This is a genomic window from Variovorax sp. GW531-E2 (genome assembly GCF_059423125.1).
This window is the reverse complement of record NZ_JBWKXQ010000003.1, coordinates 40,456-66,012: the sequence shown is the minus strand read 5'-3', so window position 1 is coordinate 66,012 and position 25,557 is coordinate 40,456. Positions and strand designations below refer to the sequence as shown.

Below are 25,557 nucleotides of genomic sequence, written 5' to 3'. Positions count from 1 at the left end.
AAACAAAGATGCGCTACCGCACCACCATTGCCGGCCAGGGCTTCGCCTTCGACGATCTGCGACAGGTGCTCGCCTGCGCCAGCCCCGCGCGCTCGGGCGACTACCTCGCGGGCCTCGGCGCGGCGACCGCGCAGCAGCGCATGGCGGCGCGCCACGTGCTGGCCGATACGCCGCTCAAGCAGTTCCTCACCGAGGCGCTGATTCCCTACGAGCAGGACAACATCACGCGGCTCATCATCGACACGCACGATGCACAGGCCTTCGCGCCAGTCGCGCACCTCACGGTCGGCGACTTCCGCAACTGGCTGCTGTCGGAACAAGCCACCACAGAGGCACTCGCCGCATTGGCACCCGGCCTCACGCCCGAGATGGTGGCGGCCGTGTCCAAGCTCATGCGCAACCAGGACCTGGTCGCGGTCGCGAAGAAGTGCCACGTCGTCACGCGCTTTCGCGACACCATCGGCCTGCCCGGCCACCTGGCCGTGCGCCTGCAACCCAACCACCCCACCGACGACCTGCGTGGCGTGGCCGCGTCCACGCTCGACGGCCTGCTCTACGGCGCGGGCGACGCGGTGATCGGCATCAACCCCGTGTCCGACAGCCTGCCGGTGCTCGGGCGCCTGCTGCACATGCTCGACGAGGTGATCCAGCGTTTCGAGATCCCCACGCAAAGCTGCGTGCTCACGCACGTGACCAACACGCTGAAGCTCGCCGAGGCCGGCGCGCCGGTGGACCTCGTGTTCCAGTCGATCGCCGGCACCGAGAAAGCGAACCTCTCGTTCGGCGTGACGCCCGCGCTGCTCGACGAGGCCCACGCCGCGGCGCAGTCGCTCGCGCGCGGCACCGTCGGCAACAACCTCATGTACTTCGAGACCGGCCAGGGCAGTGCGCTCTCGGCCAACGCCCATTTCGGCGTCGACCAGCAGACCTGCGAGGTGCGCGCCTATGCGCTGGCGCGGCGCTACCGGCCGCTGCTCATCAACACCGTGGTCGGCTTCATCGGCCCCGAGTACCTGTACGACGGCAAGCAGATCATCCGCGCCGGGCTCGAAGACCACTTCAGCGGCAAGCTGATGGGCCTGCCGATCGGCTGCGACATCTGCTACACCAACCACGCCGAAGCCGACCAGGACGACATGGACACGCTGCTCGTGCTGCTGGGCACGGCGGGCATCAACTTCATCATGGGCATCCCGGGCGCCGACGACGTGATGCTCAACTACCAGAGCACCTCGTTCCACGACGCCCTCTTCCTGCGCGAGACGCTGGGTCTGAAGCGCGCGCCCGAGTTCGAGGCCTGGCTGCAACGCATGCAGATCACCGACACCACCGGGCGGCTCGCGCCGCCCACGGCCAACCGGCTGTTGAGCGACATGGGCGGGCTGTCCGCGCTGGCCCCATGAGCGATTCACCCGTCACCCCCAACCCCTGGGCGCAATGGCGCGCCGCCACGCCCGCGCGGCTCGCACTCGGCCGCGCCGGTGCCGGCATGCCCACCGACGAAACGCTGCGCTTCGGCTGGGCCCACGCGATGGCGCGCGACGCGATCCATGCGGCGCTCGATGTCGACGCGCTCGATGCCGCACTGCGCGCGGACCAGTGGGACGTGAATCGCGTGCGCAGCCGCGCGCCCGACCGCACCACCTACCTGCGCCGCCCCGACCTCGGCCGCCAGCTCGATACCGAAGACGCCGCGCGCCTGCGCGACGATCGGCCCGTGGGCGGGTGCGACGTCTGCCTCGTGATCGGCGATGGTCTCTCCTCCCTCGCCGTCGCCCGCCACGCCGTGCCGCTGCTCGCCGCGCTGCGCCCGCAGTTGCCGCCCGGCACGCGCCTGTCGCCCGTGTTCATCGCCACGCAGGCGCGCGTGGCGCTGGCCGACGAGCTGGGCGAAGCGGTCGGCGCAGCGCTGTCGGTCATGCTGATCGGCGAGCGCCCGGGCCTGAGCTCTCCCGACAGCCTCGGCATCTACCTGACCCATTCGCCACGCCGTGGCCGGCACGACGCCGAACGCAACTGCATCTCGAATGTGCGACCCGAGGGGCTGTCGTACGCGCAGGCCGCCTTCAAGCTCGCGTGGCTGGTGCGCGAGTCGCTGCGCCGGGGGTTGAGCGGTGTGGGGCTCAAGGACGAGAGCGACCTGGCGGTGCTGGCTGCAAGCCCGGACGCCGTTGCCTATGATCCCGGGACCGATCCCCAGGAGACAAGCAGATGAACGCCCCCCGCTACCCCCTCGCCGAACTGAAAGACCTGCCCGACGACATCCGCACCGCGATCCTTGCCGTGCAGGAAAAGGCCGGCTTCGTGCCCAACGTGTTCCTCGGCCTTGCGCGCCGCCCCGCCGAGTGGCGGGCCTTCTTCGCGTACCACGACGCGCTGATGCTCAAGGAAGAAGGCTCGCTCACCAAGGGCGACCGCGAGATGATCGTCACCGCCACCAGCGCGGTCAACCAATGCCTGTACTGCGTGGTGGCGCACGGTGCGCTGCTGCGCATCTACGAGAAGAAACCGCTGGTGGCCGACCAGGTGGCGGTGAACTACCGCAAGGCCGACATCACGCAGCGCCAGCGCGCGATGCTCGACTTCGCGATGAAGGTCTGCGAACGCTCGCACGAGATCGACGACCGCGACTTCGGGCCGCTGCACGCGCACGGCTTCGACGACGAGGACATCTGGGACATCGCGGCCATCACCGCCTTCTTCGGCCTGAGCAACCGCCTGGCCAGCTTCAGCGGCATGCAGCCGAACCCGGAGTTCTTCCTGATGGGCCGGCTGCCGCGCGAAAAGAAGTAAGAAGCCGAAGCTGCGAGCGCGCTCAGGCCTTGCCGCGGCACGAGGCCAGCGCATCGAGCGCGGGCTTGTAGGTGGGCGTGGTCACGTCCATGAGGCCCAGCACCGTGTGATAGAGGTTGTCGTGCGTGAGCGGCGCGTCCAGGCCCGCCTCCATGCACGAGCGCGAGAGCTTGCGGCGCGCGCTCATGCCGTCGCCGAACCAGGTGACCATGGGCACGTGCTTTTGCGCATCGGGCGCGAAGCTGTAGGGCACGCCGTGCAGGAACAGGCCGTACTCGCCCAGCGACTCGCCGTGGTCGCTCATGTACAGCAGCGCCGTGTCGTACTGCTTCGATTGGGTCTGGAGCCAGTCGATGGTCTGGCCGAGGAAATGGTCGGTCTGCGCGATCGAGTTGTCGTAGACGTTCATCAGCTCGGCATGCGCGCACTCGGCCAGCGCGTTGGTCTTGCACTCGGGCGTGAAGCGCTTCAGCTCGGGCGCCGAGCGCTTGTAGTAGGCCGGGCCGTGGCTGCCCATCTGGTGCATCACGAGCACAACGCCCTTGGCGCGGCGCTCGGCGGGCAGCGCGGCGATGCGTTCATCGAGGCCCTTGAGCATCACGTTGTCGAGGCATTCCTCGCCGTCGCACAGGGCCTTCTTGGTGGCCGCATCGAGCCCGTCGAAGGCCGAGGCGTTCGGGATGCGCGCGCACACGCCCTTGCAGCCCGCCTGGTTATCGAGCCAGAACACGGCCAGGCCCGAGGCCTGCAGCACGTCCATGAGGTTTTCGTATTCGTCCTTGCGCGACTCGTAGCCGCTCTTGCCCAAGGGCGAGAACATGCAGGGCACCGAGGCCAGCGTGTTGGTGCCGCACGAGCGCACCTCGCGGTAGCTCAGCACGTTGCGCTTCGCCAGCTCGGGCGTGGTATCGCGGGCGTAGCCGTTCAGGCCGAAGTGATCGGAACGCGCGGTCTCGCCCACCACCACCACGAACAGCGGCGGGCGCTTCTGCGCTGCGTAGCTCGCGCCCAGCGCCGTGCCTGCGGTGATCGGGATCAGCTTGCTGCTGCGCTTGAACATCGGCTTGAGCACCACGGCGCCAGCCGAGTACAGGCTGGCGATCGGGTTCATCATGTAGCGCAGGTGCACGTTGTTGCGCATCAGCGGCGCAAGCTGCCGGTTCATGGCCACGGCCGTGACCACCGCCACGACGGCGGCCAGCACCAGCAGCAGCGCGTTGCGCCAGACGTGCGACAGCAGCCCCATCGGCACGATGCGCACGCGCCAGATCGCCCAGGCCGCGGGCAGCACGACCACGAGCACGTTGAAGGCCATGCGCCCGCTCAGCAGGTCGCGCGCTTCGTTGGGGTCGGTCTGGAACGCGTTGGCGATCATGCTCGGGTCCATCACCACGCGGTACTGGAGCATGTAATGCTGCGCCACCGCGGCGATCACGACCACGAGCAGCCACAACGGCTTCATCCAGCGCGACCAGGCCGTGAGCGACAGCATCGCGACGGTGCCGCAGAAGGTGAGCATGCCCAGCGCGGCGATGGTCGGCATGTAGGTGCTGGGCGCGCCGCCCAGGCGGGCCAGGTCGTTCAGCAGCGGCCAGTTGGCGGTGAGGCCGAGGTACAGGCTGAGCCAGACGATCACCTGCCGGGTCGAGCGGGGCTGCGAGATCCAGCGGTCGATGCGTTGCCAGAAAGTGCCGGCGGCGCCCGCATCCGACAGCGGCGCGGGACGGGATTCAGATCGGCTGGGAGCACGCGCCAGGAGCGCGGAGTCGAGACGCGAAACAGACATGCCGCCAATGTAGGCAGCGCGCCTGAAGAGAGCCTGAACAGTTCATTCAGAGCGCATTCAGGCTCGGCCGATGCGCGCGCGGCGCAGCAGCCGCAAGCGCGGGCTGCGCGACACCGCGCGGCCGGCGGGGCGGCTGATGCCGCGCTCCACCACGATCGAGACCAGCGCCGCCAGGATCGCGGCGGCCGTCACGTCGGTCGGGAAATGCAGGCCCAGGTACAGCCGGCTCCAGGCCACCACCACCGCCGCCACCAGGGCCAGCCGCATCGGCGTGCGCCAGGGCAGGCACCACAGCGAGAAGGCGGCGGCAAACGTGCCGGCCGCATGCAGGCTGGGGAAGCCCGGGCGCGCACCCTGCGGCACCCACTGGATGCCCAGGCCGTAGAACGCGGGCCGCGGGAACGGCAGCACCGAGCGGAACACGTTCACCACCAGCCACACGACGAGCACGCTGACCAGTGCGGTGAAGAAGGCGTGGCGCCAGCGGCGATCGAAGGCCGCGGCGGCCGCGATGGACAGCGCCAGCAGGGTCGGCAGCACGTCGGACGCGAACATCGCGAAGCGCAGGCTCCACGCCGGCGCGGAGGCCGAGGCGTTGATCCAGCTGAACAGGGCGAAATCAAGGGCTTGCATGCAGGGGCGCGGTGCGCTCGATGGGAGGGGACGTCCGGCGGCGCGTCGCCACCAGCTCGATGAGGAAGCCGACGCTCCAGCAGACCCAGGCGGTCCACAGCGTGTGGCTCATGTAATGCGCGCCGCGCATCTGCTGCGCCACGCCGAGCACGAGCCCGGCGACCAGCGCCACACACAGCCACACGATGGCCCCACGCGGCGCCACATGTCGCAGCACGAAATACCCGCCGAGGTAGGCAAAGGCGGCCGAGGCATGGCCGGCCGGGAAGCAGCCGCCCGGCCCGCCGTCGTCCTGGCCCCAGGCCCAGTGCGACACATAGCGCGCCACGCCGCCGAACTCCTTCAGGTCCCAGGGGCAGCTGGTGTCGCTCGCGTGCTTGATCAGGCTCACGGCCAGCACCGAGGCCAGCACCGTCAGCGCCAGCTGCACGCGGGCGCCCGTGTCCAGGCGCCGCAGCACGCCCACGGGCCAGCGGATGGCGGCGAACAGGCCGATCACCAGCAGCCAGCTGAGGTTTCTCGCGCCCTCGTGCATCACGTGCACCAGGAAGGGGTTCTCGCGCCAGGGAAAGCCCATCGGCGTGCCGGCCAGGCGGGCCAGCGGCAGGTCGCCGCCAAGGGCGTCCCAGATCATCAGCAGGGCCAGGGCAAGCAAGGTCAGGGCTCCGAGACGGAGATGCGGGGTACGACGGGTCATGAAGAAAAACAGGCCTCGGAACAGACTGGCGCGAGCCTACGCACGCGGGATGAACCCAGTCTGAAGCGACCTGAACGATTCCTGACGCGATCGCCAGAGGGGCGGCGCTAGACTTCGAGTTTTTGTAAGGGCCACCGCGTGCGAATCTTGCTGGTCGAAGATGACAGTTCGTTGGCAGACGCGGTCTGCAGCTACCTGGTCGCCAAGGCGTTCGTCGTCGACGTGGCCCCCAGCCTGGCCGAGGCGCGCGGCGCCCTGCTCTCGGTGCAGTACGCGGCGGTGCTGCTCGACCTGCATCTGGGCGACGGCGACGGCCTCTCTTTGCTGCCGCAGGTGCGTGCGCTGCGCGAGCCGCCCATCGTCATCGTGCTCACGGCGCGCGACCAGGTCACCGACCGTATCCGCGGGCTCGACGCGGGCGCCGACGACTACCTCATCAAACCCTACGACCCGGCCGAGCTGCTGGCGCGGCTGCGCGCCGTGGAGCGCCGGCGCAGCGCCAACACCTCGCCGGTGCTGCAGCTGGGCACGCTGGAGATCGACCTGGCCCACGACCGCGTGCGCAAGGACGGCGTGCCCGTCGTGCTCACGCAGAAGGAATGGGCCCTGCTGCGCGTGATGGCCACGCGGCCCGAACGCATCCACACGCGCGACAACCTGGCCGACGCGCTGTACGGCTTCGGCGACGAGGCCGACAGCAACACGCTCGAGGTGTTCATCAGCCGGCTGCGGCGCAAGCTCGGGCGCAGCCACATCCAGACGCTGCGCGGCCTGGGCTACCGGCTGTCGTTCTCTGCGGACGACGAGGAATGACCAGCGCCCTGCTGCGCGACCGCCGCGATTCGCTGGCCGGGCGCCTCACGCGCACGCTGATCCTGTGGGTCGGCGGCGTGTGGCTGCTGTGTGTGCTCGCCGTGGTCTGGTACGTGGACCGCGAGATCAACCACAACTTCGACAACGAGCTGGTGGAGGTGTCGCACCGCATGTTCGACATGGCGGTGCAGGAGCTCGAGAAGCTGCGCCTGCGCCATGAAAGCGGCAAGCAGGACACGCCGCTGATCGCACCCAAGCAGCTGTTCTCCGAAGACGCCGTGATGTACCAGGTGGTCGACGTGCACGAGCACGTGCTGCTGCGCTCGGCCGAAGCGCCCGACGACGCCTTCGATGTGCCGCTGGCCGCGGGCTTCGCCAACAACCAGACCTGGCGCATCTACACCGTGCGCCATCCCACGCTGGGCCTGTACTTCCAGGTGGCCGACCCGCTGGACGAACGCCGCCGCGCGCTGAACCGCACGCTGTTCGGCCTCATCATCCCGCTCGGCGCGGTGTTGCCGCTGCTGGCGCTGGTGCTGCGCCGGGTGGCGCGCACCGAGCTGCGCGTGCTGCAGCAGCTGGCCGCCGAGATCGAAAAGCGCAACGGCGCCGACCTGCGCCCCATCACCCTGCCCGGCCTGCCGCAGGAACTGCGCGCGGTGGGCGACCATGTCAACCGGCTGCTGCAGCGGCTGTCGCAGTCGCTCGACGTGGAGCGCGCGCTGGCCGCCAATGCCGCGCACGAACTGCGCACGCCGCTGGCCGCCGCGCGCCTGCGGCTGCAGACCGCGCTCGACCACGACCTGAAGCGCGCCGACGTCGAAGGCGCGCTGCAGGCGCTGCAGATGCTGAGCCACCGTGCTGAAAAGCTGCTGCAGCTGTCACGCGCGGAATCGGGCGCCTCGCTCGCGCGGGCACGGGTCGATCTGGTCCAGCTGGCGGGCACGGTGGCGCAGGAGTTCTGGCAAGACCCGCACATCAACGAACGCCTGAAGCTCAAGGTGCCCGACAGCGCGGCGCCCGTGGCCTTCGGCGATGTCGACGCGTTGGCGATCGCGCTGCGCAACCTGGTGGAGAACGCGCTGCGCTACAGCGGCGACGGCCGCGTGACGATCGAGGTGGCGGCGCCCTGCGTGCTCGCGGTGCGCGATGGCGGCCCGGGTGTCAGCCCCGAACAGCTGCAGTCGCTGCACCACCGCCATGTGCGCCACGGCTCGGACCGCGCCGGCTACGGCCTGGGCATGTCGATCGTGAGCACCATCGTCGAGAAGCACAACGCGACGCTGGAACTGGCCTCGCCGCCGCCCGGCATGGCGCGCGGCTTCGAGGCGCGCATCGTGCTGCGGCCGGCCTGAGCTTTTTTTCGCAGACGCGTCAGCGCGTCCTCAGTCGCTGACGATCTCGCGCAGCCAGTCGGGCAGCGCCAGCGCCTTCTGCTTCGGAAAGTCGACCCAGATGGTGGTGGCGCCGCCGGCCGCGCAGAGCACGTCGGGCGCGTCCTCGCGGACCATGGTGGCCCAGCTTTCGAAGGTGGTGCGCCCCGGGTCGCTCACGTACATCTGGATCCGCACGTTGCCCGGGTACTCGATCTGGCGGTAGAAGTTGCAGAAGGCGTTGACGATCACCATGCCCTCGCCGCCCGGCGTGGGCTCGACGCCGAGCGAGCGGATCCAGTCGATGCGCGCCGTTTCGAGGTAGCGGAAGTAGGTGCCGTTGTTCAGGTGGCCCATGGCGTCCATGTCGCCCCAGCGGATGGGGATCGACATTTCATACACGAGCTTCTTCTTTTCGGGGATTTCGATTCTCATCGGTGGGCCTTGATGGATGCGAGGATGCCCAGGACGAACAGCGCCGCCGCCACCCACTCGGTGGCCTGCGGCCAGCGGCCGTCCCAGAGGAAGGAATAGAGCAAGGCGAACAGCGTCTCGCTCACGATGAGCTGGCCGCACAGGCTGGCCGAAAGGCGCTGGCTCGCGACGTTCCAGAGAATGGTCGCGAGCCACGACGAGCCGAAGCCGCTCGCCAGCGCGATCCAGATGAAGAGCATGCCGTCGGGCTGCGACTGCAGCGTGGCGACATCGCTGCCCGCCACAGCCCACAGCAGCAAGGCCCCGAGGCCGGTGGCAATGCCCAGCCAGTTGGCCCAGTCGGCCGCATGCACCTCGCGGTGCCGTTGCAGCCAGGCGGCGTTGAGCAGGCCGTAGACCGTCCAGCTCACCATCGAACACAGCGCCAGCGCGATGCCCCAGCCGAAGCGCGCGCCGCCACCACCGCCCGCGCCGTGCTGCGCCGACCACGCGCCCCAGATCATCAGCGCGATGCCCGCGCCCGTGAGCAGCAGGCCGGGCAGCAAGGCCCGCATGTGCAGGCCCGCGGGCCGGCCCAGCAGCATCATCCAGACGGGAATGGTGCCGATGATGAGGCTGGGCACCTCGGTGCCCGCCGCCGCGATGCCGAAGGCCAGCAGCAGGTAGTAGCCGCTGAAGCCCAGCACGCTGAGGCCGAGCGCCGCCAGCGCCTGCCGGCCCGTGGGCCAGCGCACGGCCGCGGGCCGTGCGAACACCGCCAGCGCCGACACCGCGCCGAACACTGCGAAGCGCGCCGCTGTGATGTCGACCATGCCGAAGTGGCCGACCATGCGCGGCGCCACGAACACCAGGCCCCAGAGCGCGCCTGCGCCCAGGCCGGCGGCAATGCCGATCCAGGCCCGGGGGCTCAGATCGCGAACCCGTCGTCGGCGGCGATGACCGCGCCGTTCACGAAATGGCTCTCGCCGCTGGCCAGCAGCACGATCAGGCCGTCGAGGTCTTCGGGCTTGCCCACGCGCTTGCGCGGCAGCATGTTGACCAGCTTGGCGCCGCCCTCGGTGCTCCAGTGCTCCTCGTTGAGCTCGGTCGTGATGTAGCCCGGGCACAGCGCATTCACGTTGATGCCGAAGCGGCCCCATTCGAGCGCCATGGCCTTGGTCATCTGCACCACGGTGGCCTTGCTCATGCAGTAGGTGCCGATCTGCGGCATGACCTTCAGCGCCGCTGACGACGCGATGTTGATGATGCGTCCGCCGATGTAGGTGCCCGGCGCCTTGCCCTGGGCGCGCGCCAGCATGCGCTTGCCGACCTCCTGCGCGACGAAGAAGGAGCCCTTCACGTTGGTGTCGAAGATGTAGTCGTAGTCCTCGGGCGTGACGTCCTGCAGGCGCTGCGTGGCGCTCACGCCCGAGTTGTTGACCAGGATGTCGATGGGCCCGACCTCGGTCTCGGCGCGCGCGACGGCGGCCTTGATGCTGCCAATGTCGGTCACGTCGAGCTCGACCACGTGGGCGTCATGGCCCTCGCCCTCGATGCGCGCGCGCAGCTCCTTGAGCTTCTCGACGCGGCGGCTGGCCAGCACCACGGCGGCGCCGGCACGGGCCAGTGTCTTGGCAAACTGGGCACCCAGTCCGCTGGAGGCGCCGGTGACGAAAGCCACGCGGCCGGAGAGATCGATGCTGTAAGCCATGAGCTGAATCCTGTGGAGTCGCGCAGGTGACGCAGGGTGCCTCGCCTGCGGGCGACAAGGCCACCGCCGGACGCCGCATAAAATGCCCGGCGAACCGGGACGCCCCCGCGCCTCTAAAAATCATTATCGACCCAACCCACATGACGCACGACGAAATCCTCGCCCAGTTCGGCCCTCGCGAAGCCATGGAATACGACGTGGTCGTGGTCGGCGGCGGCCCCGCCGGCCTCTCGACCGCGATCCGCCTCAAGCAGCTCGCCGCCCAGCAGGAGAAGGAAATCTCCGTCGTGGTGCTCGAGAAGGGTTCCGAGCCCGGCGCGCACATCCTGTCGGGTGCCATCATGGACCCGCGCGCGCTCAACGAGCTGCTGCCCGACTGGGAGGAACTCGGCGCCCCGCTGAACCAGCCCGTGACCGACGACGCCATGGTGTTCCTGAGCGAAAAGTCGGGCCTGCGCACGCCCAACGCCTTCCTGCCGGCCTGCTTCCAGAACCACGGCAACTACATCATCAGCCTGGGTGCCTTCACCAAGTGGCTGGCGCAGCAGGCCGAGAACCTGGGCGTGGAAATCTTCCCCGGCTTCCCGGCCGCCGAAGTGCTCTACAACGAGAACGGCTCGGTGCGCGGCGTGGCCACCGGCAACATGGGCGTCGGCAAGGACGGCGAACCCACCGAGAACTTCCAGCTCGGCATGGAGCTGCTGGGCAAGTACACGGTGTTCGCCGAAGGCGCGCGCGGCCACCTGGGCCGCCAGCTCATCGCCAGGTTCAAGCTCGACGAAGGCCGCGACCCGCAGACCTACGGCCTGGGCGTCAAGGAAGTCTGGGAAATCGATCCCAAGCGCCACCAGCCCGGCTTCGTGCTGCACACGGCCGGCTGGCCGATGGACAACAACACCTACGGCGGCGCGTTCCTCTATCACATGGAGGACAACAAGGTCACGATGGGCTTCATCACGGGCCTGGACTACAGCAACCCGTACCTGAGCCCGTTCGAGGAAATGCAGCGCTGGAAGCTGCACCCCAACATCCGCTGGTACCTCGAGGGCGACGAAGCCAAGGGCATCAAGCCCGCCAAGCGCATCGGCTACGGCGCGCGCGCCATCACGGCCGGAGGCCTGATGTCGCTGCCCAAGACGGTGTTCCCGGGCGGCGCGCTGGTCGGCTGCGAGGCCGGCTACCTGAACGTGAGCCGCATCAAGGGCAGCCACGCCGCCATCAAGACCGGCATGCTGTGCGCCGAGGCCGCCTTCGACGCCGTCATGGCCGGCCGCCAGCACGACGAACTCACGGCCTACCCGGCCGCGTTCGAGAAGAGCTGGCTCTACACCGAGCTGAACAAGGCGCGCAACTTCAAGGCCTGGTTCAAGAAGGGCCTGGGCATCGCCACGGTCATGAACGGCGTCGAGCAGTGGCTGCTCAAGGGCCACATCCCATGGACCCTGCGCCGCAACAAGCCCGACCACCAGTACCTGAAGCCGGCCGCCGAGTGCAAGCCCATCGTCTATCCGAAGCCCGACGGCAAGCTCACCTTCGACCGCCTCTCCAGCGTGTTCATCAGCAACACGAACCATGAAGAGCAGCAACCCGCCCACCTGACGCTGAAGGACGCGTCGGTGCCGGTCAACGTCAACCTCGCCAAGTTCGCCGGCCCCGAAAGCCGCTACTGCCCGGCCGGCGTGTACGAGTTCGTGCCCGACGAAGCCAGCGCCGGCAAGGAGCGCCTGCAGATCAACGCGCAGAACTGCGTGCACTGCAAGACCTGCGACATCAAGGACCCGACGCAGAACATCGTCTGGGTCACGCCCGAAGGCGGCGGCGGTCCGAACTACGTGGGCATGTAAGACGCCCCGTCCTCAAGACGCCTCGAAAAGCCCTCTTCGGAGGGCTTTTTTCATGGCGCTTCAGGCGAGGTACGCGGCGACTTCGTCGGGCGTGAGGAAGTGCACCAGCGACACCTGCGGGTTCTGCTCGGCGTGCAGCACGTGGGTGAACCCGGTCCAGCCGCGCGCGGGCTTGTCGTCCGTCTCCAGCGCGACGAGCACCAGCCGCCCCTGCCGGCGCGCGTTCTCGCGCAGCGTACCCTCCCCCCAGGACCACGCCATGCGGTCCACCAACTCGCCCTGGGCGAAGGCCGTTGCCTGCAGCCAGAGGAAGGCGGCGGCATCGCTGTCCGCGTCGCGACGCGTGCGCGGCGGCTGCCGGATGCCCAGCGTCTGGGCGTGCGTTTCCATCAGGTCCTGCAGCAGCGAGAAGGCGTGGAAGTTGTTGTTGAGGCCCTGGGCGCGAACGACCATGCCCGCGCGCGACGCCGGCAGCAAAACCACCAGCTCGTCCTCGTACGACAGCTGGGCCGCGGCGCGCAGGAAGTGCAAGGCCTCGAAGGGCAGCGAGTCGTTGGCGTACATCGCCTCGATGTGCGCGAGCAGGTCTGCGTCCGCCACCAGCGACTGGTGGTTGCGCACGTCGCGCACCACCATGGTCATGAGCGGCAGCACCAGCAGGTCGACCGCGCGCTGCAGCGCATCGACCTCGAAACGCGCCTGCGGCGACAGTGCCGCGAGCGCCGCTTCGGCGGCCTGCCAGGCGGCGAGTTCTGCCTCGTCCTGCGGTTCGTCGCCCTCCTCGTCGGGTTCGTACGGCTGCGCCGCGCAGTAAGGCGCCAGCGACGCCAGCAGGCGCCCGGCCAGCTGGCGCACGGCGTCGAACATGAGCTGCGGATCGGCGCCGTTCTCGACCAGCGCACCGCAGAACACCGCCAGCAACGCGGCCCGGTGCGGATGCAGCTCGCCGAGCCGCGCGATGGCAGCCCGCAGCACCTCGTCCTTCGCCGAGCCCTCCACCACCTCGAAGTAGAGCGCACGGACCTCCGGCCGCTTGAAGAAGGAAGCCTGGGTGTCGAGGTCGGCGTCCTGCAGCACAGGCAGTCGCAGGGTGGCAAGGAGATCGGGAGGCAACATGGGCATGCGCAAATTGTGCGATACCGCCGACGCTATCCTCGCGACACAAGGACACAAGGAGACAAGACCCCATGCACATCGTCATCACCGGCGGCGCCGGCTTTCTCGGCGCGCGCCTGGCGCGCACCCTCCTGGCCCTGGGCCAGCTCTCGCTCGCCGGCGCGCCCGCCCGCGACATCGCCCGCATCACGCTGGTCGACCGCGCCCCGCCGCCGCCCGACCTCGCGGCCAACCCGCGCATCGCGGCCGCCACCGGCGACCTCAACGCCCAACTGGCCGACGACGACGCCACCTTCTGGCGCGAGGCCGACGCGGTGTTCCACCTGGCGGCCGCCGTCAGCGGCGAATGCGAGGCCGACTTCGACCTGGGCATGCGCAGCAACTTCGCCGCCACGCACGGCCTGCTCGAGAAGCTGCGCGCGCTCGGCACGCGCCCGGTGTTGGTGTTCTCCAGCTCGCTCGCCGTGTTCGGCGATTCGCCCGAGCAGCCGCTGCCCGCGCTCATCGACGACCACACGCTGCCCACGCCGCAGACCAGCTACGGCATCCAGAAATTCATCGGCGAGCAGCTGGTGGCCGACTACACGCGCAAGGGCTTCGTGCAAGGGCGCAGCGTGCGCCTCATGACGGTGAGCGTGCGCCCCGGCCTGCCCAACGGCGCGGCCTCGGGGTTCTTCAGCGGCATGATCCGCGAGCCGCTCGCCGGACTGCGCGCGGCCTGCCCGGTGCCTGACGAGACGCCCGTGGCCATCGCCTCGCCGGCTCGGACCATCGAAGGCATCGTGCGCGCCGCCGAAGCCAGCGACGCCGACTGGGGCCCGCGCACCGCGCTCAACCTGCCCTCGCTGGCCACCACCGTGGGCGAAATGGCCGCCGCGCTCGAACGCGTGGCCGGCCGCGCCGCCACCGACCTGCTCGACCGCACACCCGACGCCGCCATCCGCCGCATCGTGAAAACCTGGCCCGGGCGCTTCGACACGCCGCGCGCACGGGCCCTCGGGCTCACGGCCGACGAGAGCTTCGACGCAGTGATCCGCGCCTACGTCCGTGAAAGTCCCGACGCGGTCAAACTGGTTATTGGTGCATAGTCATTTCCTGACCTGCGCCTGACGCGCTTTCGACCCCCAACTCCCCGGAGACACCATGAAATTCGGCCACATCGCCGCCGCCTGCCTTTCGCTCGCCCTGGGCACCGCCGCCCTCGCGCAGCAACCCACCGTTCTCAAGATCGGCTATGCGACGTCCAAGGAATCGCATTACGGCGTGGGCTCCACCGTGTTCTGCGAAGAGGTCGAGAAGAACACCCAGAACCGCTTCAAGTGCCAGCACTTCGCCAACTCGGCGCTGGGCGGCGAGCGCGAGCAGATCGAAGCGATCCAGCTCGGTACGCAAGACCTGCTGAACACCTCGACCGGCCCCGTGGGCAACTTCGTGCCCGAGGTCAAGATCGTCGACATCCCCTTCCTGTTCCGCGACTACGACCACGCCCGCAAGGTCATGGACGGCCCCATCGGCCAGGACATCCTGACCAAATTCCCGAGCAAGGGCATCATCGCGCTGGCCTGGACCGAAAACGGCTTCCGCCACATGACGAACAGCAAGCGCGACATCGTCAAGCCCACCGACGCGGCCGGCCTGAAGATGCGCACCATGGAAAACAAGGTGCACATGGACGGCTACCGCACCTTCGGCATCCTGCCCACGCCGATGGCCTTCCCGGAACTGTTCGGCGCGCTGCAGCAAGGCACGGTCGACGGCCAGGAAAACCCGATTCCGGTGATCCTGTCCTCGAAGTTCTCGCAGGTGCAAAAGCACCTGTCGCTCACCGGCCACGTCTACTCGCCGGCGCTGCTGCTGCTGTCGCCCAAGGTGTGGAACAAGCTGTCGGACGCCGACAAGAAGGTGTTCACCGAAGCGGCGAAGAAGGCGTCGATCGCGCAGCGCAAGAAGGTCAACGACGACGAGAACAACGGCATCGCCCAGCTTGAGAAAGACGGCATGAAGGTCACGCGCACCGTCGACGGCGCGGCCTTCCGCGAAGCCCTGAAGCCGGCCTATGTGGGCTACGCCAAGGAATTCGGCGCCGACAACATCAAGAAGATCACGGACGTCAAGTAAGACTGCTCCGCCCCGACCGCGCCCGGCCCGCCTCAGTGTGCCGGGCGCTTCGCATTTCCGACACCACAGAGAACCACAACGTGCAAGCTTTCGAGCGCTACTTTCTCGCCGCCAACCGGTGGGCGCTGATCCTTCTGCTGGCGGCCATGTCCGTCATCATCTTCACCAACGTCGTGCTGCGCTACACCACGAACCAGTCGATCGAATGGGCCGAAGAGGTGTCGCGCCACATGATGATCTGGCTCACCTTCCTGGGCGCCGGGCCCGTGCTGCGCTACGGCGGCCACATCGCCGTCGAGAACCTGCAGGACGCCCTGCCCCGGCCCGCGGCCGTGGCGGTGCGCATCGTGGTGGCCGGGCTGCTGTTCGCCTTCTTCGGCTTCATGGTCTGGTACGGCTGGCTCTACATGGAACGCACGATGTTCCAGCTCACCGCCGTGACGCAGATTCCGTTCGCCTACATCTACAGCGCGATGCTGATCGGCGGCGTGTTGCTGATCGTGCACTGGCTGCTGGTGGTGCGCGGCTATGTGCTGAACCGCGAGTTCGCGTCCGACGCGCATTTCGACGCCAACGCGTCGGCCTCGCTGTAAGGAGAAGACCATGGATGCCAGCATTGTCCTGATCGTCTCCGCCTGCGTGTTCCTGGCCATCGGCGTGCCCGTGGCCTTCGCGCTCGGCCTGGCCACGGCCGCCACCCTGATCCTCGCGGAAAGCTACCCGCTGATGGTGCTGCTGAAGGAAACCTTCACCGGCATCGACAGCTTTCCGCTGATGGCCGTGCCCTTCTTCATCCTGGCCGCCGAGCTCATGAGCGGCGGCTCGCTCACCGAGGTGCTGCTGCGCTTCGCGGGCCAGTTCGTCGGCCACCGGCGCGGCGGGCTGGGCTACACCAACGTGGTGTCGCTGACCTTCTTCTCGGGCATCTCGGGCTCGGCGCTGGCCGACGCGGCCGGCCCCGGCTCGATGCTCATCAAGATGATGGACAAGGCCGGCTACGACCGCTCGTATGCTGCGGCGCTGACGGCCTCCACGGCCATCGTGGGGCCGATCATTCCGCCCTCGATCATCATGATCATCTACGCGCTGCAGGACGAGACCGTGTCGGTCGGCCAGCTGTTCGTGGCCGGCATCGTGCCGGGCATCCTGATCGCGGTGGCGATGTGCGTGGTGAACTTCTACGTCTCGAAGAAGCGCAACTACAAGGGCGACGGCCAGACGCCGCCGCTGCGCGAAATTCTCATCACGACGTGGAAGGCGATTCCCGCCATCCTGCTGCCGGTGGTGATCCTGGGCGGCATGCGCGCCGGCTGGTTCACGCCCACCGAAGCGTCGGTGGTGGCGGTGTTCTACGCGCTGGTGTGCGGCAAGTTCATCTACCGCACGCTCGAGTGGAAGATGCTGCCCGACATCCTGTCGCGCTCGGCCCTGCTGTCGGCGTCGGTGCTGATCATCATCGGGCTGTCGGCCTCGTTCGCCTGGGTGCTGACCATCGAGGGCATTCCGCAGCAGATGGCCGAATGGCTCATCAGCATGAACCTCTCGCCGTGGATGTTCCTGATCATCGTCAACGTGTTCCTGCTCTTGTTCGGCATCTTCATCGAGCCGCTGCCGGGCGTGATGGTGCTGGCGCCGATCCTGGCGCCGGTGGCAATCAAGCTGGGCGTCGACCCGGTGCACTTCGCGATGATCGTGATCTTCAACCTCACGCTGGGCATGATCACGCCGCCGGTGGGTGGGCTGCTGTTCGTGACCTGCAACGTGTCGAAGGTGCCGATGTCGGCGCTGGTGAAGGAGCTGGTGCCCTTCCTGTGGGCGCACGGCGCGGTGCTGATGCTGCTGACCTTCGTGCCGATGCTCAGCACCTGGCTGCCGCGCGCGCTCGGATTCAAGTAGCGGCGCAGGCCGCTCCCGCCCAGGCCCGCACTCGCCTCACGCCGGCGGGTGCAGGTACTGGCTCGGCGGCACGCCGAGCGTGCGGCGGAACATCGCGGTGAAGGCGCTCGGGCTCTCGTAGCCGTGCGCCAGCGCCACCTCCAGGATCGACGCGCCCGCGGCCAGCCGCGGCAGGCTCAGCAGCAGCCGCGCCTGGCGGCACCATGCACCGAAAGTCATGCCGGTCTCGCGTTCGAACAACCGCGCCAGCGTGCGCGCGTTCATGTGGAGCCGCACGGCCCAGCCGTCGAGCGTGGCGGGCTGCGCGGGGTCGCGGATCAGCGCCTCGCACAGCGCGGCCAGGCGCGCGTGGCGCGGCATCGGCACATGCAGCGACAGTGCGGGCGCGGCCTCGATCTCGTCGAGGATCAGCTCCATCACGCGCTCGTCGCGCCCGCCCGGCGGGTAGTCCAGCGGCAGCGACACGGCCGCCACGATCAGCGCGCGCAACAGCGCCCCCACGTGGATCACGCGGCACTCGGCGCCCAGGTCGGCGCGCGTGCCGGGCTCAACGAAGACAGTACGCATCTTCACCTCGCCCGCCATGCGGATCTGGTGCGTCATGCCCGGCGGCACCCAGACGCCGCGCCCCGGCGGCACCACCCAGCTGCCGGCCGCCGCGCCGACCATCATCACGCCCGAGATCGCATGGATGAGCTGCCCGCGCCGGTGCGCATGCGGCGGAATGAAAGCGTCGCCCGCCGGATCGGTGGCCAGCACGGCCACGGCGCGCGGGGTTGATTCGCCCTCGTCGGGGCGCAGATTCAGTTTGTCCATTTCACGATGATGTTTGCACATTCGTAGCGAGAACATCTTCCCCTGGCTTCCTACGATGGCTTTTCTCCCTCTTTTTCTCCAACCGGACATCCAGGAAAGAAGCCATCGCATGAACACGCGCCGACTCGGGCTGCTCACCGGCACCCATGCCGTCAACGACCTCTACCAGGGCCTCGTGCCCGCGCTGCTGCCCTTCATGGTGCTGGAGCGCGGCTACAGCTACACGGCCGTGAGCGGCCTGATGCTGGCGGCCACCGGGCTGTCGAGCGTGGTACAGCCGCTGTTCGGCCTGTACGCCGACCGCCACCCGCGCGCCTGGCTGGTGCCCGTGGGCTTCCTGGTGGCGGCGCTGGGGGTGGTGCTGGCGGGCCTGAGCCAGAGCTACCTGCTGACCTGGATCGCGGTCGCGCTGTGCGGGCTGGGCATTGCGGCCTACCACCCGCCCGCCACCGTGGCCGCGCGCGCGGCCGGCGGCGCCTCGCAGAAGGCGATGAGCGTGTTCTCGGTGGGCGGCACCATCGGCGCCTCGTTCGCACCCGTGCTGGCGGCCACGGTGGTCGGCGGCGGCAGCCTGTCGCGCAGTTACCTGCTGGGCATTCCCGCGGTGGCGATGGGCGTGGTGTGGGTCGCGGCGAATGCACGGCGCAGCGCGGCCGCCCAGCACGCGGCCACGGCGGCGCGCGCCGCGCAGGCCCGCGCCCAGGTGCTGAAGCCGCACAACGACTGGCGCGCCTTCAGCCTGCTGGTGGCGACCATCGTGGGCTGGTCGATCCCGTACGTCACGGTGCTGTCGATGCTTTCGCTGCGCATCACGCGCGACCTGCACGGCAGCACCTTCCAGGGCGCCGCGGCGCTCACCGCCTTCACCGCCGCAGGGGCCGTGGGCACGCTGGCCGGCGGCTGGCTCGGCGACCGTATCGGGCGCATGGGCACGATCCGCTGCGGCTACCTGCTCGCGCTGCCGGCCATGGCGGGCCTCGTGCTCGCCGCCACGCCCGGCGCGGCGCTGGCCTGCACCGCGTGGCTCGGCATGAGCATGTTCCTGCCCTTCGCCGCGCAGGTGACGCTCGCGCAGGACTACCTGCCGCGCAACCCGGCCACCGCCAGCGGCATCACGCTCGGCCTCGCGCTCTCGGTCGGCGGGCTGGTGTCGCCGCTGTTCGGCCTGCTGTCGGATGCACGCGGGCTCGGCGTGACGCTCACGGTGGTGTTGTGCGTGCTGTGCGTCGCGACCGTGCTGGCCTTGCGGCTGCGCAACCGGACGGTGCAGGTGATGGCGGGCGAGGCTGCCGCGGCCTGAGCTCTGCCCCGCGCACCCGGTGCACAGGGCACTGGGTGCTTCCCGCAGCGAAATCAAGGAGGAGCCGAAGGCGGGGGATATTCGCGGAGGGAAGCACCCGGTGTCCTGTGCACGCGCCCTGAACCACGGACCACCGAAATCCGTGGGCGATTCAACGCCGCACGCGCTCTCTTTCACTGCCAGAATCGACGCAAGCTTCGACGTCGAGCCTGACAGACAAGAAGAAGGAAAGAGAAGGACGCCATGCACCGAATCGTCGCCCAGGGCAGCAGCCTTGTCGCTGCCGGCTTGCTGGCCACCGCCGGTATCGCGGCCACGCCGGCCACCGCACCCGTTGCGCCCGTTGCAGCCGTTGCACCAGCAGCCGCCCCCGCCAATCCCACCAATCCCGTCACCCACCTCGCCGAAGTGGAAACCGCCGTGCGCGCCTGGGCCGCCGCCTGGTCCGCGCGCGACGTCGAGCGCTACCTCGCCGCCTACGCGAGCGACTTCACCCCCGCGCGCGGCCAGACCCGCGAGCGCTGGGAGGCCGACCGGCGCGCCCGCATCACGGGCAAGTCGCGCATCAGCGTGGGCATCGAGGGGCTGGTGATCAGCATCCAGGGCACCTCGGCCAGCGCGCAGTTCCGGCAGATTTACAGCGCCGACGCGCTCACCGAGACCGACCGCAAGACGCTCGAGCTGCAGCGCGTGGGCCCGCGCTGGCTGATCCGCAAGGAGAGCGCGGGCAACTGACGCGCGCCGCCTTGTCCCTGTAAGGCAAATGGTTCACGAAGATGTCACCACTTGCAACGATGCTGCAGCCTTCGACCTCCGAAAGCTGTGGCCGCCATGTTCCCCACCAAGACCGAGAAGGCACGCGACGAACTCCAGGCCGGGCAGCGCACGCTCAGCCAGCGTGAGCGCGCCCTGCTGCTCATGGCCGACGGCCGGCGCTCGCTGACCGACTTCAGCCCGCTGTTCCCCAGCCGCGTCGAGGCCGAGCAGGCGATCCAGGGGCTGATGCAGCGCGGCTACCTGCAGGTCGCGCGCCCGGTCGCGCCGCCTCCTGCACCGGCCCCCACGCCCGTCCCCGCCGCCGAGCCGATCCAGGTCGCCACCTCGGCCGACAGCTTCGACGGCAAGCGCTCGCTGGCCACCACGCGCATGTTCCTGTTCGACATCTGCGAGCGCATGTTCGTGCGCCGCGACCCGCGCTTCGCCAACCAGATGCGCGACGCCCTGCGCGAGGCCCGCGACCGCGAGGCCATGCTGACCATCGCCGCGCTGATGCTCTCCGAGATCGAGAAAGCCGCCGGCCCCGAGCGCGCCGACTCGCTGCGCGAGCGCATCGACAAGCTGCTGCCGCCGGCAGAAACCGTGCACTGAGCCGCCAGCCCCGGCCCCGCGATCCACTACACTCGCCGGGTCAGGAGAGAGCCCCGCGCGACGGGGCCGCCGAAGGCGCAGGGGTTCCCCGAACGCTCAGGCAAAAGGACTGACAAGACGCCGGCAACCACCGGCGTTTCCTTGCTGGAGAGAGGCCGTGGCATTGCACGCGGCCCACCGAAGGAGCAAACCCCGATCGTGGGGCGAATCTCTCAGGTAAAGCGGACAGCAGGGGTGGCCCGTGGCGTTGCAGCCATGGATTTCGACTGCCCCTTTGGAGTGCCCCGTGGCCGCTTCTTCCGCTTCTTCGGATACTCAACTTCTCAAGACCCCGCTGTACGACCTCCACGTGGAGCTCGGCGCCCGCATGGTGCCCTTCGCCGGCTATTCCATGCCCGTGCAGTACCCCGCCGGCCTCATGGCCGAGCACAAGCACACACGCGATGCGGCCGGCCTGTTCGACATCTCGCACATGGGCCAGCTGCGCCTGGTCGGCCCCGATGCCGCCGCCGCGTTCGAAACCCTGATGCCCGTCGACGTGATCGACCTGCCCGCCGGCAAGCAGCGCTACGGCCTGCTGCTGAACGACGAGGGCGGCATCCTCGACGACCTGATGTTCTTCAACGAAGGCAATGGCTCGCTCTTCGTGATCGTGAACGGCGCCTGCAAGGTGGCCGACATCGCCCACATCCAGGCCAGGATCGGCGCACGCTGCCAGGTGCAGCCCCTGCCCGACCACGCCCTGCTCGCACTGCAAGGCCCTCAGGCCGCCGCCACGCTGGCACGCCTGTCGCCCGGCATCGAGCGCTTCGTGTTCATGACCGGCGGCGCGGTGCAGATCGGCGGCATCGCCGCCTTCGTCACCCGCAGCGGCTACACCGGCGAAGACGGCTTCGAGATCTCGGTGGCCGCAAAAGACGCCGACGCCCTCGCCCGCCTGCTGCTCGCGCAGCCCGAGGTGAAGCCCGTCGGCCTGGGCGCGCGCAACTCGCTGCGGCTCGAAGCCGGCCTGTGCCTGTACGGCAACGACATCGACACCACCACCACCCCGGTCGAAGCCTCGCTCAACTGGGCGATCCAGAAGGTGCGCCGCGCGGGCGGTGCGCGCGAAGGCGGTTTTCCGGGCGCGGCCAAGGTGCTGGCCCAGCTCGCCGCCGTCGCCTCGGGCGCGGCCGGCCACACCGACCACAAGACGCTCACGCGCAAGCGCGTCGGCCTCGTGGCACTCGAACGCATTCCGGTGCGCGACGGCACGCTGCTGCAGTCGCTCGAAGGCCACGACATCGGCGCCGTCACCAGCGGCCTGCTCGGCCCCACGGCCGACCGCTGCGTGGCCATGGGCTACGTGGCCGCCGCCTTCGCCGAGCCCGGCACGCGCGTGCAGGCCATCGTGCGCGGCAAGCCGGTGCCGATGGAGGTCTCGACGATGCCTTTCGTGCCGACGCGCTACTACCGCGGCTGACCGACACTGAACACCGCAGACCCGGCTAGGCTCTGCACCCCGATTCCATTTTTTCCACGAGGAGTTTTTTCATGAGCATCAAATACACCAAGGACCACGAATGGGTGGCGGCCGAAGGCGGCGCCGCCACCGTCGGCATCACCGTGCATGCGCAGGACGCGCTGGGCGACGTGGTGTTCGTCGACCTGCCTGAAGTGGGCAAGACCTTCGCGCAAGGCGAGGTCGCCGGTGTGGTCGAGTCGGTGAAGGCCGCCGCCGATGTGTTCATGCCCGTGTCGGGCGAGATCACCGAAGTCAACGAAGCGCTGCGCGCCGACCCGTCGCTGGCCAACAGCGACCCGCTGGCCGCCGGCTGGTTCTTCAAGGTCAAGCTGAGCGAGCCCGCGCAGCTCGACGCCCTGCTCGACGCCGCCAGCTACGACAAGTTCGCCGCCGAATCCTGATCCGCTGAACAGCAGCTTCCTCGCACCTTCGTTCCTTCTCCCCCGAGCCTTCACCGCCATGCCGATTCCCGCCCTTCCCTCTTTGCAAGAACTAGAGAACGCCGAAGAATTCCTCGCCCGCCACATCGGCATCGATGCGGCGGACGAGGCGCGCATGCTGCCGGTGATCGGTTCCGAAACGCGCGCGGAGCTCATCGACGGCATCGTGCCCGCGGCCATCCGCCGCGCCCGGCCGATGCGCCTGCCCGCGCCGGTCACCGAGGCCGACGCGCTGGCCGAGCTGAAGACGCTGGCGTCGAAGAACAAGGTGTTCAAGAGCTTCATCGGCCAGGGCTACTACGGCACCCACACGCCGGGCGTGATCCTGCGCAACATCCTGGAGAACCCCGCCTGGTACACCGCCTACACGCCCTACCAGGCCGAGATCTCGCAGGGCCGCATGGAAGCCCTGCTCAACTTCCAGACGATGGTGTGCGACCTCACGGGCATGGCCATCGCCAACGCCTCGATGCTCGACGAGGCCACGGCCGCCGCCGAGGCCATGACGCTCGCCAAGCGCAGCGTGAAGAGCAAGAGCAACGTCTTCCTCGTGTCGGGCGACTGCCACCCGCAGACCATCGAAGTCATCAAGACGCGCGCCGCGCCGCTGGGCATCGAGGTGAAGGTGAGCACCGTGTCGGAAACACTGCCGCACCTGATGGTGAGCGGCGAGTTCTTCGGCGTGCTCGCGCAGTACCCCGCCACCACCGGCCACGTGCACGATCTGCGCCCGCTCGCGGGCCACGCGCACCAGTGCGACGCCGCCTTCATCGTCGCGGCCGACCTGCTGGCGCTGACGCTGCTGGTCGCCCCCGGCGAGTTCGACGCCGACATCGTCTGCGGCACCACGCAGCGCTTCGGCATGCCGCTGTGCAACGGCGGCCCGCACGCCGCCTACCTGGCCTGCCGCGATTCGTTCAAGCGCTCGCTGCCCGGCCGCCTCGTCGGCGTGAGCGTCGATACGCACGGCCAGCCCGCCTACCGCCTTGCGCTGCAGACGCGCGAGCAGCACATCCGCCGCGAGAAGGCCACCTCGAACATCTGCACCGCGCAGGTGCTGCCGGCCGTGGTCGCCAGCATGTACGCCGTGTACCACGGCCCCGACGGCCTGACGCGCATCGCACAGCGCGTGGCCGTGCTCACCGCCATCCTCGCCAAGGGCCTGTCGCAGATGGGCCGCGAGCCGGTGAACACCACCGCCTTCGATTCGCTGACGATCCGCACCGGCGACGACACGGCCGCGATCATCGAGCGCGCACAGGCCGGCGGCGTCAACCTGCGCCAGCGCCTGCAGCAGCACCTGGGCATCTCGCTCGATGAAACCACGACGCGCGCCGACATCGAAACCCTGTGGGCCCTGTTCGTGCCCGCCGGCACCGCGATGCCGCGCTTCGACGAGCTGGCCGCCAACACCACGCCGCTGATTCCCGAAGACCTGCGCCGCACCAGCGCCTTCCTCACGCACCCGGTGTTCAACACCCACAAGAGCGAAACGGCGATGCTGCGCTACATCCGCAGCCTGTCGGACAAGGACCTCGCGCTCGACCGCAGCATGATCCCGCTGGGCAGCTGCACCATGAAGCTCAACGCGACCAGCGAGATGATCCCCATCACCTGGCCCGAGTTCGCCAACATCCACCCCTTCGCGCCCGCCGACCAGCTGCAGGGCTACGCCCAGCTCGACGCGCAGCTGCGCGCCTGGCTGTGCGAGGCCACCGGCTATGCGGGCATCAGCCTGCAGCCCAACGCGGGCTCGCAGGGCGAGTACGCGGGCCTGTTGGCCATCAAGTCCTTCCATGAAGCCAAGGGCCAGGGCCACCGCAACATCTGCCTGATTCCCTCGTCGGCCCACGGCACCAACCCGGCCAGCGCCCAGATGGTGGGCCTGCAGGTGGTGGTGACGGCCTGCGACGCACAGGGCAACGTCGACATGGACGACCTCAAGCGCGCCTGCGAGAAGCACAGCGCCCACCTGGCCGCCGTGATGATCACCTACCCCAGCACGCACGGCGTGTTCGAAACGCGCGTGAAGGAACTGTGCGAGCTCGTGCATGAACATGGCGGCCGCGTGTACGTCGACGGCGCCAACATGAACGCGCTGGTCGGCGTGGCCGCGCCGGGCGAGTTCGGCGGCGACGTGAGCCACCTGAACCTGCACAAGACCTTCTGCATTCCGCACGGCGGTGGCGGCCCGGGCGTCGGCCCGGTCTGCGTGGTCGAAGACCTCGTGCCCTACCTGCCGGGCCACGCCACGGCCGGCGTGCCCTCGAACGGCGTGGGCGCCGTGTCGGCCGCGCCGCTGGGCAATGCGGCCGTGCTGCCGATCAGCTGGATGTACTGCCGCATGATGGGCGCCAAGGGCCTGCAGGCCGCGACCGAGACGGCCATCCTCAGCGCCAACTACATCAGCGCCCGCCTGAAGGACCACTACCCCACGCTGTACGCGAGCCCCAACGGCCACGTCGCGCACGAGTGCATCCTGGACCTGCGCCCGCTCAAGGACACCAGCGGCGTCACCGCCGAAGACGTGGCCAAGCGCCTCATCGACTACGGCTTCCACGCGCCCACGCTGAGCTTCCCCGTGCCCGGCACGCTGATGGTCGAACCGACCGAAAGCGAACCGCTGGCCGAGCTCGACCGCTTCGTCGACGCGATGATCGCCATCCGCGGCGAGATCCGCCGTGTGGAGGAAGGCGTCTGGTCGAAGGACGACAACCCGCTCAAGCATGCGCCGCACACCGCCGCCAGCCTGCTCGGCACGGAGTGGAGCCACCCGTACTCGCGCGAACTCGGCGCGTTCCCGCTGGCCGAACTCAAGCAGGCCAAGTACTGGCCGCCGATCGGCCGCGTCGACAACGTCTACGGCGACCGCAACCTGTTCTGCAGCTGCGTGCCGGTGGGCGAGTATCAGGAAACCGAAGAAGCCTGACGAAGG

Annotated in this window: 24 protein-coding genes and 2 riboswitches; of the genes, 16 read left to right on the top strand and 8 right to left on the bottom strand. The window is 69.0% G+C overall.

All coding sequences use genetic code 11. The features are described 5' to 3' along the window. The first annotated feature begins 8 nt into the window (after nucleotides 1-8). Genes AC07XP_RS03175 through AC07XP_RS03165 form a run of 3 tightly spaced genes read left to right on the top strand, consistent with a single transcriptional unit; the run spans nucleotide 9 to nucleotide 2,793 of the window. A complete protein-coding gene (locus AC07XP_RS03175) occupies nucleotides 9-1,403 on the top strand; it encodes an ethanolamine ammonia-lyase subunit EutB (protein WP_492695587.1) in 1,395 nt (464 codons plus the stop codon). Next, nucleotides 1,400-2,215 (top strand): ethanolamine ammonia-lyase subunit EutC, encoded by an 816-nt coding sequence (gene eutC / locus AC07XP_RS03170; protein WP_495263772.1) that lies wholly within the window; start codon nucleotides 1,400-1,402, stop codon nucleotides 2,213-2,215. Before AC07XP_RS03175 ends, eutC begins: the two co-directional genes overlap by 4 nt. Continuing rightward, nucleotides 2,212-2,793 carry a peroxidase-related enzyme gene (locus AC07XP_RS03165; protein WP_062474448.1) on the top strand — a complete coding sequence of 194 codons (582 nt, stop codon included), beginning with the start codon at nucleotides 2,212-2,214 and terminating at the stop codon, nucleotides 2,791-2,793. The genes eutC and AC07XP_RS03165 overlap by 4 nt, the downstream gene beginning before the upstream one ends. Before the next feature lie 22 nt (nucleotides 2,794-2,815). On the opposite strand, the gene AC07XP_RS03160 is transcribed toward AC07XP_RS03165, so the two are convergent. The 3 genes from AC07XP_RS03160 to AC07XP_RS03150 are packed head-to-tail and all read right to left on the bottom strand — an operon-like array spanning nucleotide 2,816 to nucleotide 5,909. Continuing rightward, entirely contained in the window at nucleotides 2,816-4,579 is a 1,764-nt protein-coding gene (locus AC07XP_RS03160; protein ID WP_495263771.1) for a phosphoethanolamine transferase, read from the bottom strand. Nucleotides 4,580-4,636: 57 nt separating this feature from the next. After that, nucleotides 4,637-5,212 carry a phosphatase PAP2 family protein gene (locus AC07XP_RS03155; RefSeq protein ID WP_070059370.1) on the bottom strand — a complete coding sequence of 192 codons (576 nt, stop codon included), beginning with the start codon at nucleotides 5,210-5,212 and terminating at the stop codon, nucleotides 4,637-4,639. Beyond that, nucleotides 5,199-5,909, bottom strand: coding sequence for a phosphatase PAP2 family protein (locus AC07XP_RS03150; protein WP_495263770.1), 711 nt, complete (start codon nucleotides 5,907-5,909; stop codon nucleotides 5,199-5,201). The genes AC07XP_RS03155 and AC07XP_RS03150 overlap by 14 nt, the downstream gene beginning before the upstream one ends. 138 nt (nucleotides 5,910-6,047) lie before the next feature. Here AC07XP_RS03150 and AC07XP_RS03145 point away from each other — a divergent pair, with 138 nt between their 5' ends. Continuing rightward, complete coding sequence (locus tag AC07XP_RS03145; protein WP_062474437.1) at nucleotides 6,048-6,722, top strand: response regulator; 675 nt, start codon at nucleotides 6,048-6,050, stop codon at nucleotides 6,720-6,722. Then, a complete protein-coding gene (locus tag AC07XP_RS03140) occupies nucleotides 6,719-8,077 on the top strand; it encodes a sensor histidine kinase (protein ID WP_495263769.1) in 1,359 nt (452 codons plus the stop codon). The genes AC07XP_RS03145 and AC07XP_RS03140 overlap by 4 nt, the downstream gene beginning before the upstream one ends. 30 nt (nucleotides 8,078-8,107) lie before the next feature. On the opposite strand, the gene AC07XP_RS03135 is transcribed toward AC07XP_RS03140, so the two are convergent. The 3 genes from AC07XP_RS03135 to AC07XP_RS03125 form a co-directional block, all read right to left on the bottom strand. After that, on the bottom strand, nucleotides 8,108-8,530 hold the full coding sequence (locus tag AC07XP_RS03135; RefSeq protein WP_307694017.1) for an acyl-CoA thioesterase: 423 nt from the start codon (nucleotides 8,528-8,530) through the stop codon (nucleotides 8,108-8,110). Next, nucleotides 8,527-9,360 (bottom strand): DMT family transporter, encoded by an 834-nt coding sequence (locus AC07XP_RS03130; protein WP_235926640.1) that lies wholly within the window; start codon nucleotides 9,358-9,360, stop codon nucleotides 8,527-8,529. The genes AC07XP_RS03135 and AC07XP_RS03130 overlap by 4 nt, the downstream gene beginning before the upstream one ends. Before the next feature lie 77 nt (nucleotides 9,361-9,437). Beyond that, the gene (locus AC07XP_RS03125; RefSeq protein ID WP_369647498.1) at nucleotides 9,438-10,220 is read right to left on the bottom strand and encodes an SDR family oxidoreductase; all 783 of its coding nucleotides are present in this window, start codon (nucleotides 10,218-10,220) and stop codon (nucleotides 9,438-9,440) included. A gap of 140 nt (nucleotides 10,221-10,360) precedes the next feature. Between AC07XP_RS03125 and AC07XP_RS03120 the strand changes: the two genes are divergently transcribed. Next, nucleotides 10,361-12,064 (top strand): electron transfer flavoprotein-ubiquinone oxidoreductase, encoded by a 1,704-nt coding sequence (locus AC07XP_RS03120; RefSeq protein WP_095947441.1) that lies wholly within the window; start codon nucleotides 10,361-10,363, stop codon nucleotides 12,062-12,064. 60 nt (nucleotides 12,065-12,124) lie between these two features. On the opposite strand, the gene AC07XP_RS03115 is transcribed toward AC07XP_RS03120, so the two are convergent. After that, nucleotides 12,125-13,186: a hypothetical protein gene (locus tag AC07XP_RS03115; RefSeq protein WP_495263768.1), complete on the bottom strand. Its 1,062-nt coding sequence runs from the start codon at nucleotides 13,184-13,186 to the stop codon at nucleotides 12,125-12,127. A gap of 65 nt (nucleotides 13,187-13,251) precedes the next feature. On the opposite strand from AC07XP_RS03115, the gene denD reads away from it, so the two are divergent. The 4 genes from denD to AC07XP_RS03095 all read left to right on the top strand — a co-directional run bounded on the left by denD (nucleotide 13,252) and on the right by AC07XP_RS03095 (nucleotide 17,194). Then, nucleotides 13,252-14,268 carry a D-erythronate dehydrogenase gene (gene denD / locus AC07XP_RS03110; RefSeq protein ID WP_495263767.1) on the top strand — a complete coding sequence of 339 codons (1,017 nt, stop codon included), beginning with the start codon at nucleotides 13,252-13,254 and terminating at the stop codon, nucleotides 14,266-14,268. A 55-nt stretch (nucleotides 14,269-14,323) separates the two neighbouring features. After that, nucleotides 14,324-15,298 (top strand): TRAP transporter substrate-binding protein, encoded by a 975-nt coding sequence (locus AC07XP_RS03105; protein ID WP_095744873.1) that lies wholly within the window; start codon nucleotides 14,324-14,326, stop codon nucleotides 15,296-15,298. A gap of 80 nt (nucleotides 15,299-15,378) precedes the next feature. Then, entirely contained in the window at nucleotides 15,379-15,891 is a 513-nt protein-coding gene (locus AC07XP_RS03100) for a TRAP transporter small permease (protein ID WP_062474469.1), read from the top strand. A gap of 10 nt (nucleotides 15,892-15,901) precedes the next feature. Continuing rightward, entirely contained in the window at nucleotides 15,902-17,194 is a 1,293-nt protein-coding gene (locus AC07XP_RS03095) for a TRAP transporter large permease (protein WP_062474420.1), read from the top strand. 36 nt (nucleotides 17,195-17,230) lie between these two features. On the opposite strand, the gene AC07XP_RS03090 is transcribed toward AC07XP_RS03095, so the two are convergent. Beyond that, the gene (locus AC07XP_RS03090; RefSeq protein WP_495263766.1) at nucleotides 17,231-18,010 is read right to left on the bottom strand and encodes an AraC family transcriptional regulator; all 780 of its coding nucleotides are present in this window, start codon (nucleotides 18,008-18,010) and stop codon (nucleotides 17,231-17,233) included. Nucleotides 18,011-18,119: 109 nt separating this feature from the next. Between AC07XP_RS03090 and AC07XP_RS03085 the strand changes: the two genes are divergently transcribed. The 6 genes from AC07XP_RS03085 (at nucleotide 18,120) to gcvP (ending at nucleotide 25,551) form a co-directional block, all read left to right on the top strand. Then, on the top strand, nucleotides 18,120-19,310 hold the full coding sequence (locus AC07XP_RS03085) for an MFS transporter (protein ID WP_495263765.1): 1,191 nt from the start codon (nucleotides 18,120-18,122) through the stop codon (nucleotides 19,308-19,310). Between the two features lie 243 nt (nucleotides 19,311-19,553). Further along, nucleotides 19,554-20,045: a L,D-transpeptidase Cds6 family protein gene (locus tag AC07XP_RS03080; protein WP_495263764.1), complete on the top strand. Its 492-nt coding sequence runs from the start codon at nucleotides 19,554-19,556 to the stop codon at nucleotides 20,043-20,045. Between the two features lie 96 nt (nucleotides 20,046-20,141). Beyond that, nucleotides 20,142-20,678, top strand: a complete 537-nt coding sequence (locus AC07XP_RS03075; protein WP_062474467.1) for a hypothetical protein — start codon at nucleotides 20,142-20,144, stop codon at nucleotides 20,676-20,678. Nucleotides 20,679-20,709: 31 nt separating this feature from the next. Continuing rightward, nucleotides 20,710-20,800: riboswitch (glycine riboswitch) on the top strand. 12 nt (nucleotides 20,801-20,812) lie between these two features. Further along, a riboswitch (glycine riboswitch) is annotated at nucleotides 20,813-20,917 on the top strand. 47 nt (nucleotides 20,918-20,964) lie between these two features. Continuing rightward, nucleotides 20,965-22,140: a glycine cleavage system aminomethyltransferase GcvT gene (gcvT, locus tag AC07XP_RS03070; protein ID WP_495263763.1), complete on the top strand. Its 1,176-nt coding sequence runs from the start codon at nucleotides 20,965-20,967 to the stop codon at nucleotides 22,138-22,140. A 71-nt stretch (nucleotides 22,141-22,211) separates the two neighbouring features. Beyond that, nucleotides 22,212-22,583 (top strand): glycine cleavage system protein GcvH, encoded by a 372-nt coding sequence (gene gcvH, locus AC07XP_RS03065; protein WP_062474411.1) that lies wholly within the window; start codon nucleotides 22,212-22,214, stop codon nucleotides 22,581-22,583. A gap of 58 nt (nucleotides 22,584-22,641) precedes the next feature. Next, nucleotides 22,642-25,551, top strand: a complete 2,910-nt coding sequence (gene gcvP / locus AC07XP_RS03060) for an aminomethyl-transferring glycine dehydrogenase (RefSeq protein ID WP_492726007.1) — start codon at nucleotides 22,642-22,644, stop codon at nucleotides 25,549-25,551. Nucleotides 25,552-25,557: the final 6 nt, after the last annotated feature.

Bases quoted from the DNA above. Each gene is read 5' to 3' on its own strand.
- denD (WP_495263767.1), top strand. From the start codon at position 13,252: ATGCACATCGTCATCACCGGCGGCGCCGGCTTTCTCGGCGCGCGCCTG.
- AC07XP_RS03080 (WP_495263764.1), top strand. From the start codon at position 19,554: ATGCACCGAATCGTCGCCCAGGGCAGCAGCCTTGTCGCTGCCGGCTTG.
- AC07XP_RS03125 (WP_369647498.1), bottom strand. From the start codon at position 10,220: ATGGCTTACAGCATCGATCTCTCCGGCCGCGTGGCTTTCGTCACCGGC.
- gcvP (WP_492726007.1), top strand. From the start codon at position 22,642: ATGCCGATTCCCGCCCTTCCCTCTTTGCAAGAACTAGAGAACGCCGAA.
- AC07XP_RS03115 (WP_495263768.1), bottom strand. From the start codon at position 13,186: ATGCCCATGTTGCCTCCCGATCTCCTTGCCACCCTGCGACTGCCTGTG.
- AC07XP_RS03165 (WP_062474448.1), top strand. From the start codon at position 2,212: ATGAACGCCCCCCGCTACCCCCTCGCCGAACTGAAAGACCTGCCCGAC.
- AC07XP_RS03085 (WP_495263765.1), top strand. From the start codon at position 18,120: ATGAACACGCGCCGACTCGGGCTGCTCACCGGCACCCATGCCGTCAAC.
- AC07XP_RS03135 (WP_307694017.1), bottom strand. From the start codon at position 8,530: ATGAGAATCGAAATCCCCGAAAAGAAGAAGCTCGTGTATGAAATGTCG.
- AC07XP_RS03095 (WP_062474420.1), top strand. From the start codon at position 15,902: ATGGATGCCAGCATTGTCCTGATCGTCTCCGCCTGCGTGTTCCTGGCC.
- AC07XP_RS03090 (WP_495263766.1), bottom strand. From the start codon at position 18,010: ATGGACAAACTGAATCTGCGCCCCGACGAGGGCGAATCAACCCCGCGC.
- AC07XP_RS03105 (WP_095744873.1), top strand. From the start codon at position 14,324: ATGAAATTCGGCCACATCGCCGCCGCCTGCCTTTCGCTCGCCCTGGGC.
- AC07XP_RS03150 (WP_495263770.1), bottom strand. From the start codon at position 5,909: ATGACCCGTCGTACCCCGCATCTCCGTCTCGGAGCCCTGACCTTGCTT.
- AC07XP_RS03075 (WP_062474467.1), top strand. From the start codon at position 20,142: ATGTTCCCCACCAAGACCGAGAAGGCACGCGACGAACTCCAGGCCGGG.
- AC07XP_RS03175 (WP_492695587.1), top strand. From the start codon at position 9: ATGCGCTACCGCACCACCATTGCCGGCCAGGGCTTCGCCTTCGACGAT.
- gcvH (WP_062474411.1), top strand. From the start codon at position 22,212: ATGAGCATCAAATACACCAAGGACCACGAATGGGTGGCGGCCGAAGGC.
- AC07XP_RS03130 (WP_235926640.1), bottom strand. From the start codon at position 9,360: ATGGTCGGCCACTTCGGCATGGTCGACATCACAGCGGCGCGCTTCGCA.
- eutC (WP_495263772.1), top strand. From the start codon at position 1,400: ATGAGCGATTCACCCGTCACCCCCAACCCCTGGGCGCAATGGCGCGCC.
- AC07XP_RS03160 (WP_495263771.1), bottom strand. From the start codon at position 4,579: ATGTCTGTTTCGCGTCTCGACTCCGCGCTCCTGGCGCGTGCTCCCAGC.
- AC07XP_RS03120 (WP_095947441.1), top strand. From the start codon at position 10,361: ATGACGCACGACGAAATCCTCGCCCAGTTCGGCCCTCGCGAAGCCATG.
- AC07XP_RS03155 (WP_070059370.1), bottom strand. From the start codon at position 5,212: ATGCAAGCCCTTGATTTCGCCCTGTTCAGCTGGATCAACGCCTCGGCC.
- AC07XP_RS03140 (WP_495263769.1), top strand. From the start codon at position 6,719: ATGACCAGCGCCCTGCTGCGCGACCGCCGCGATTCGCTGGCCGGGCGC.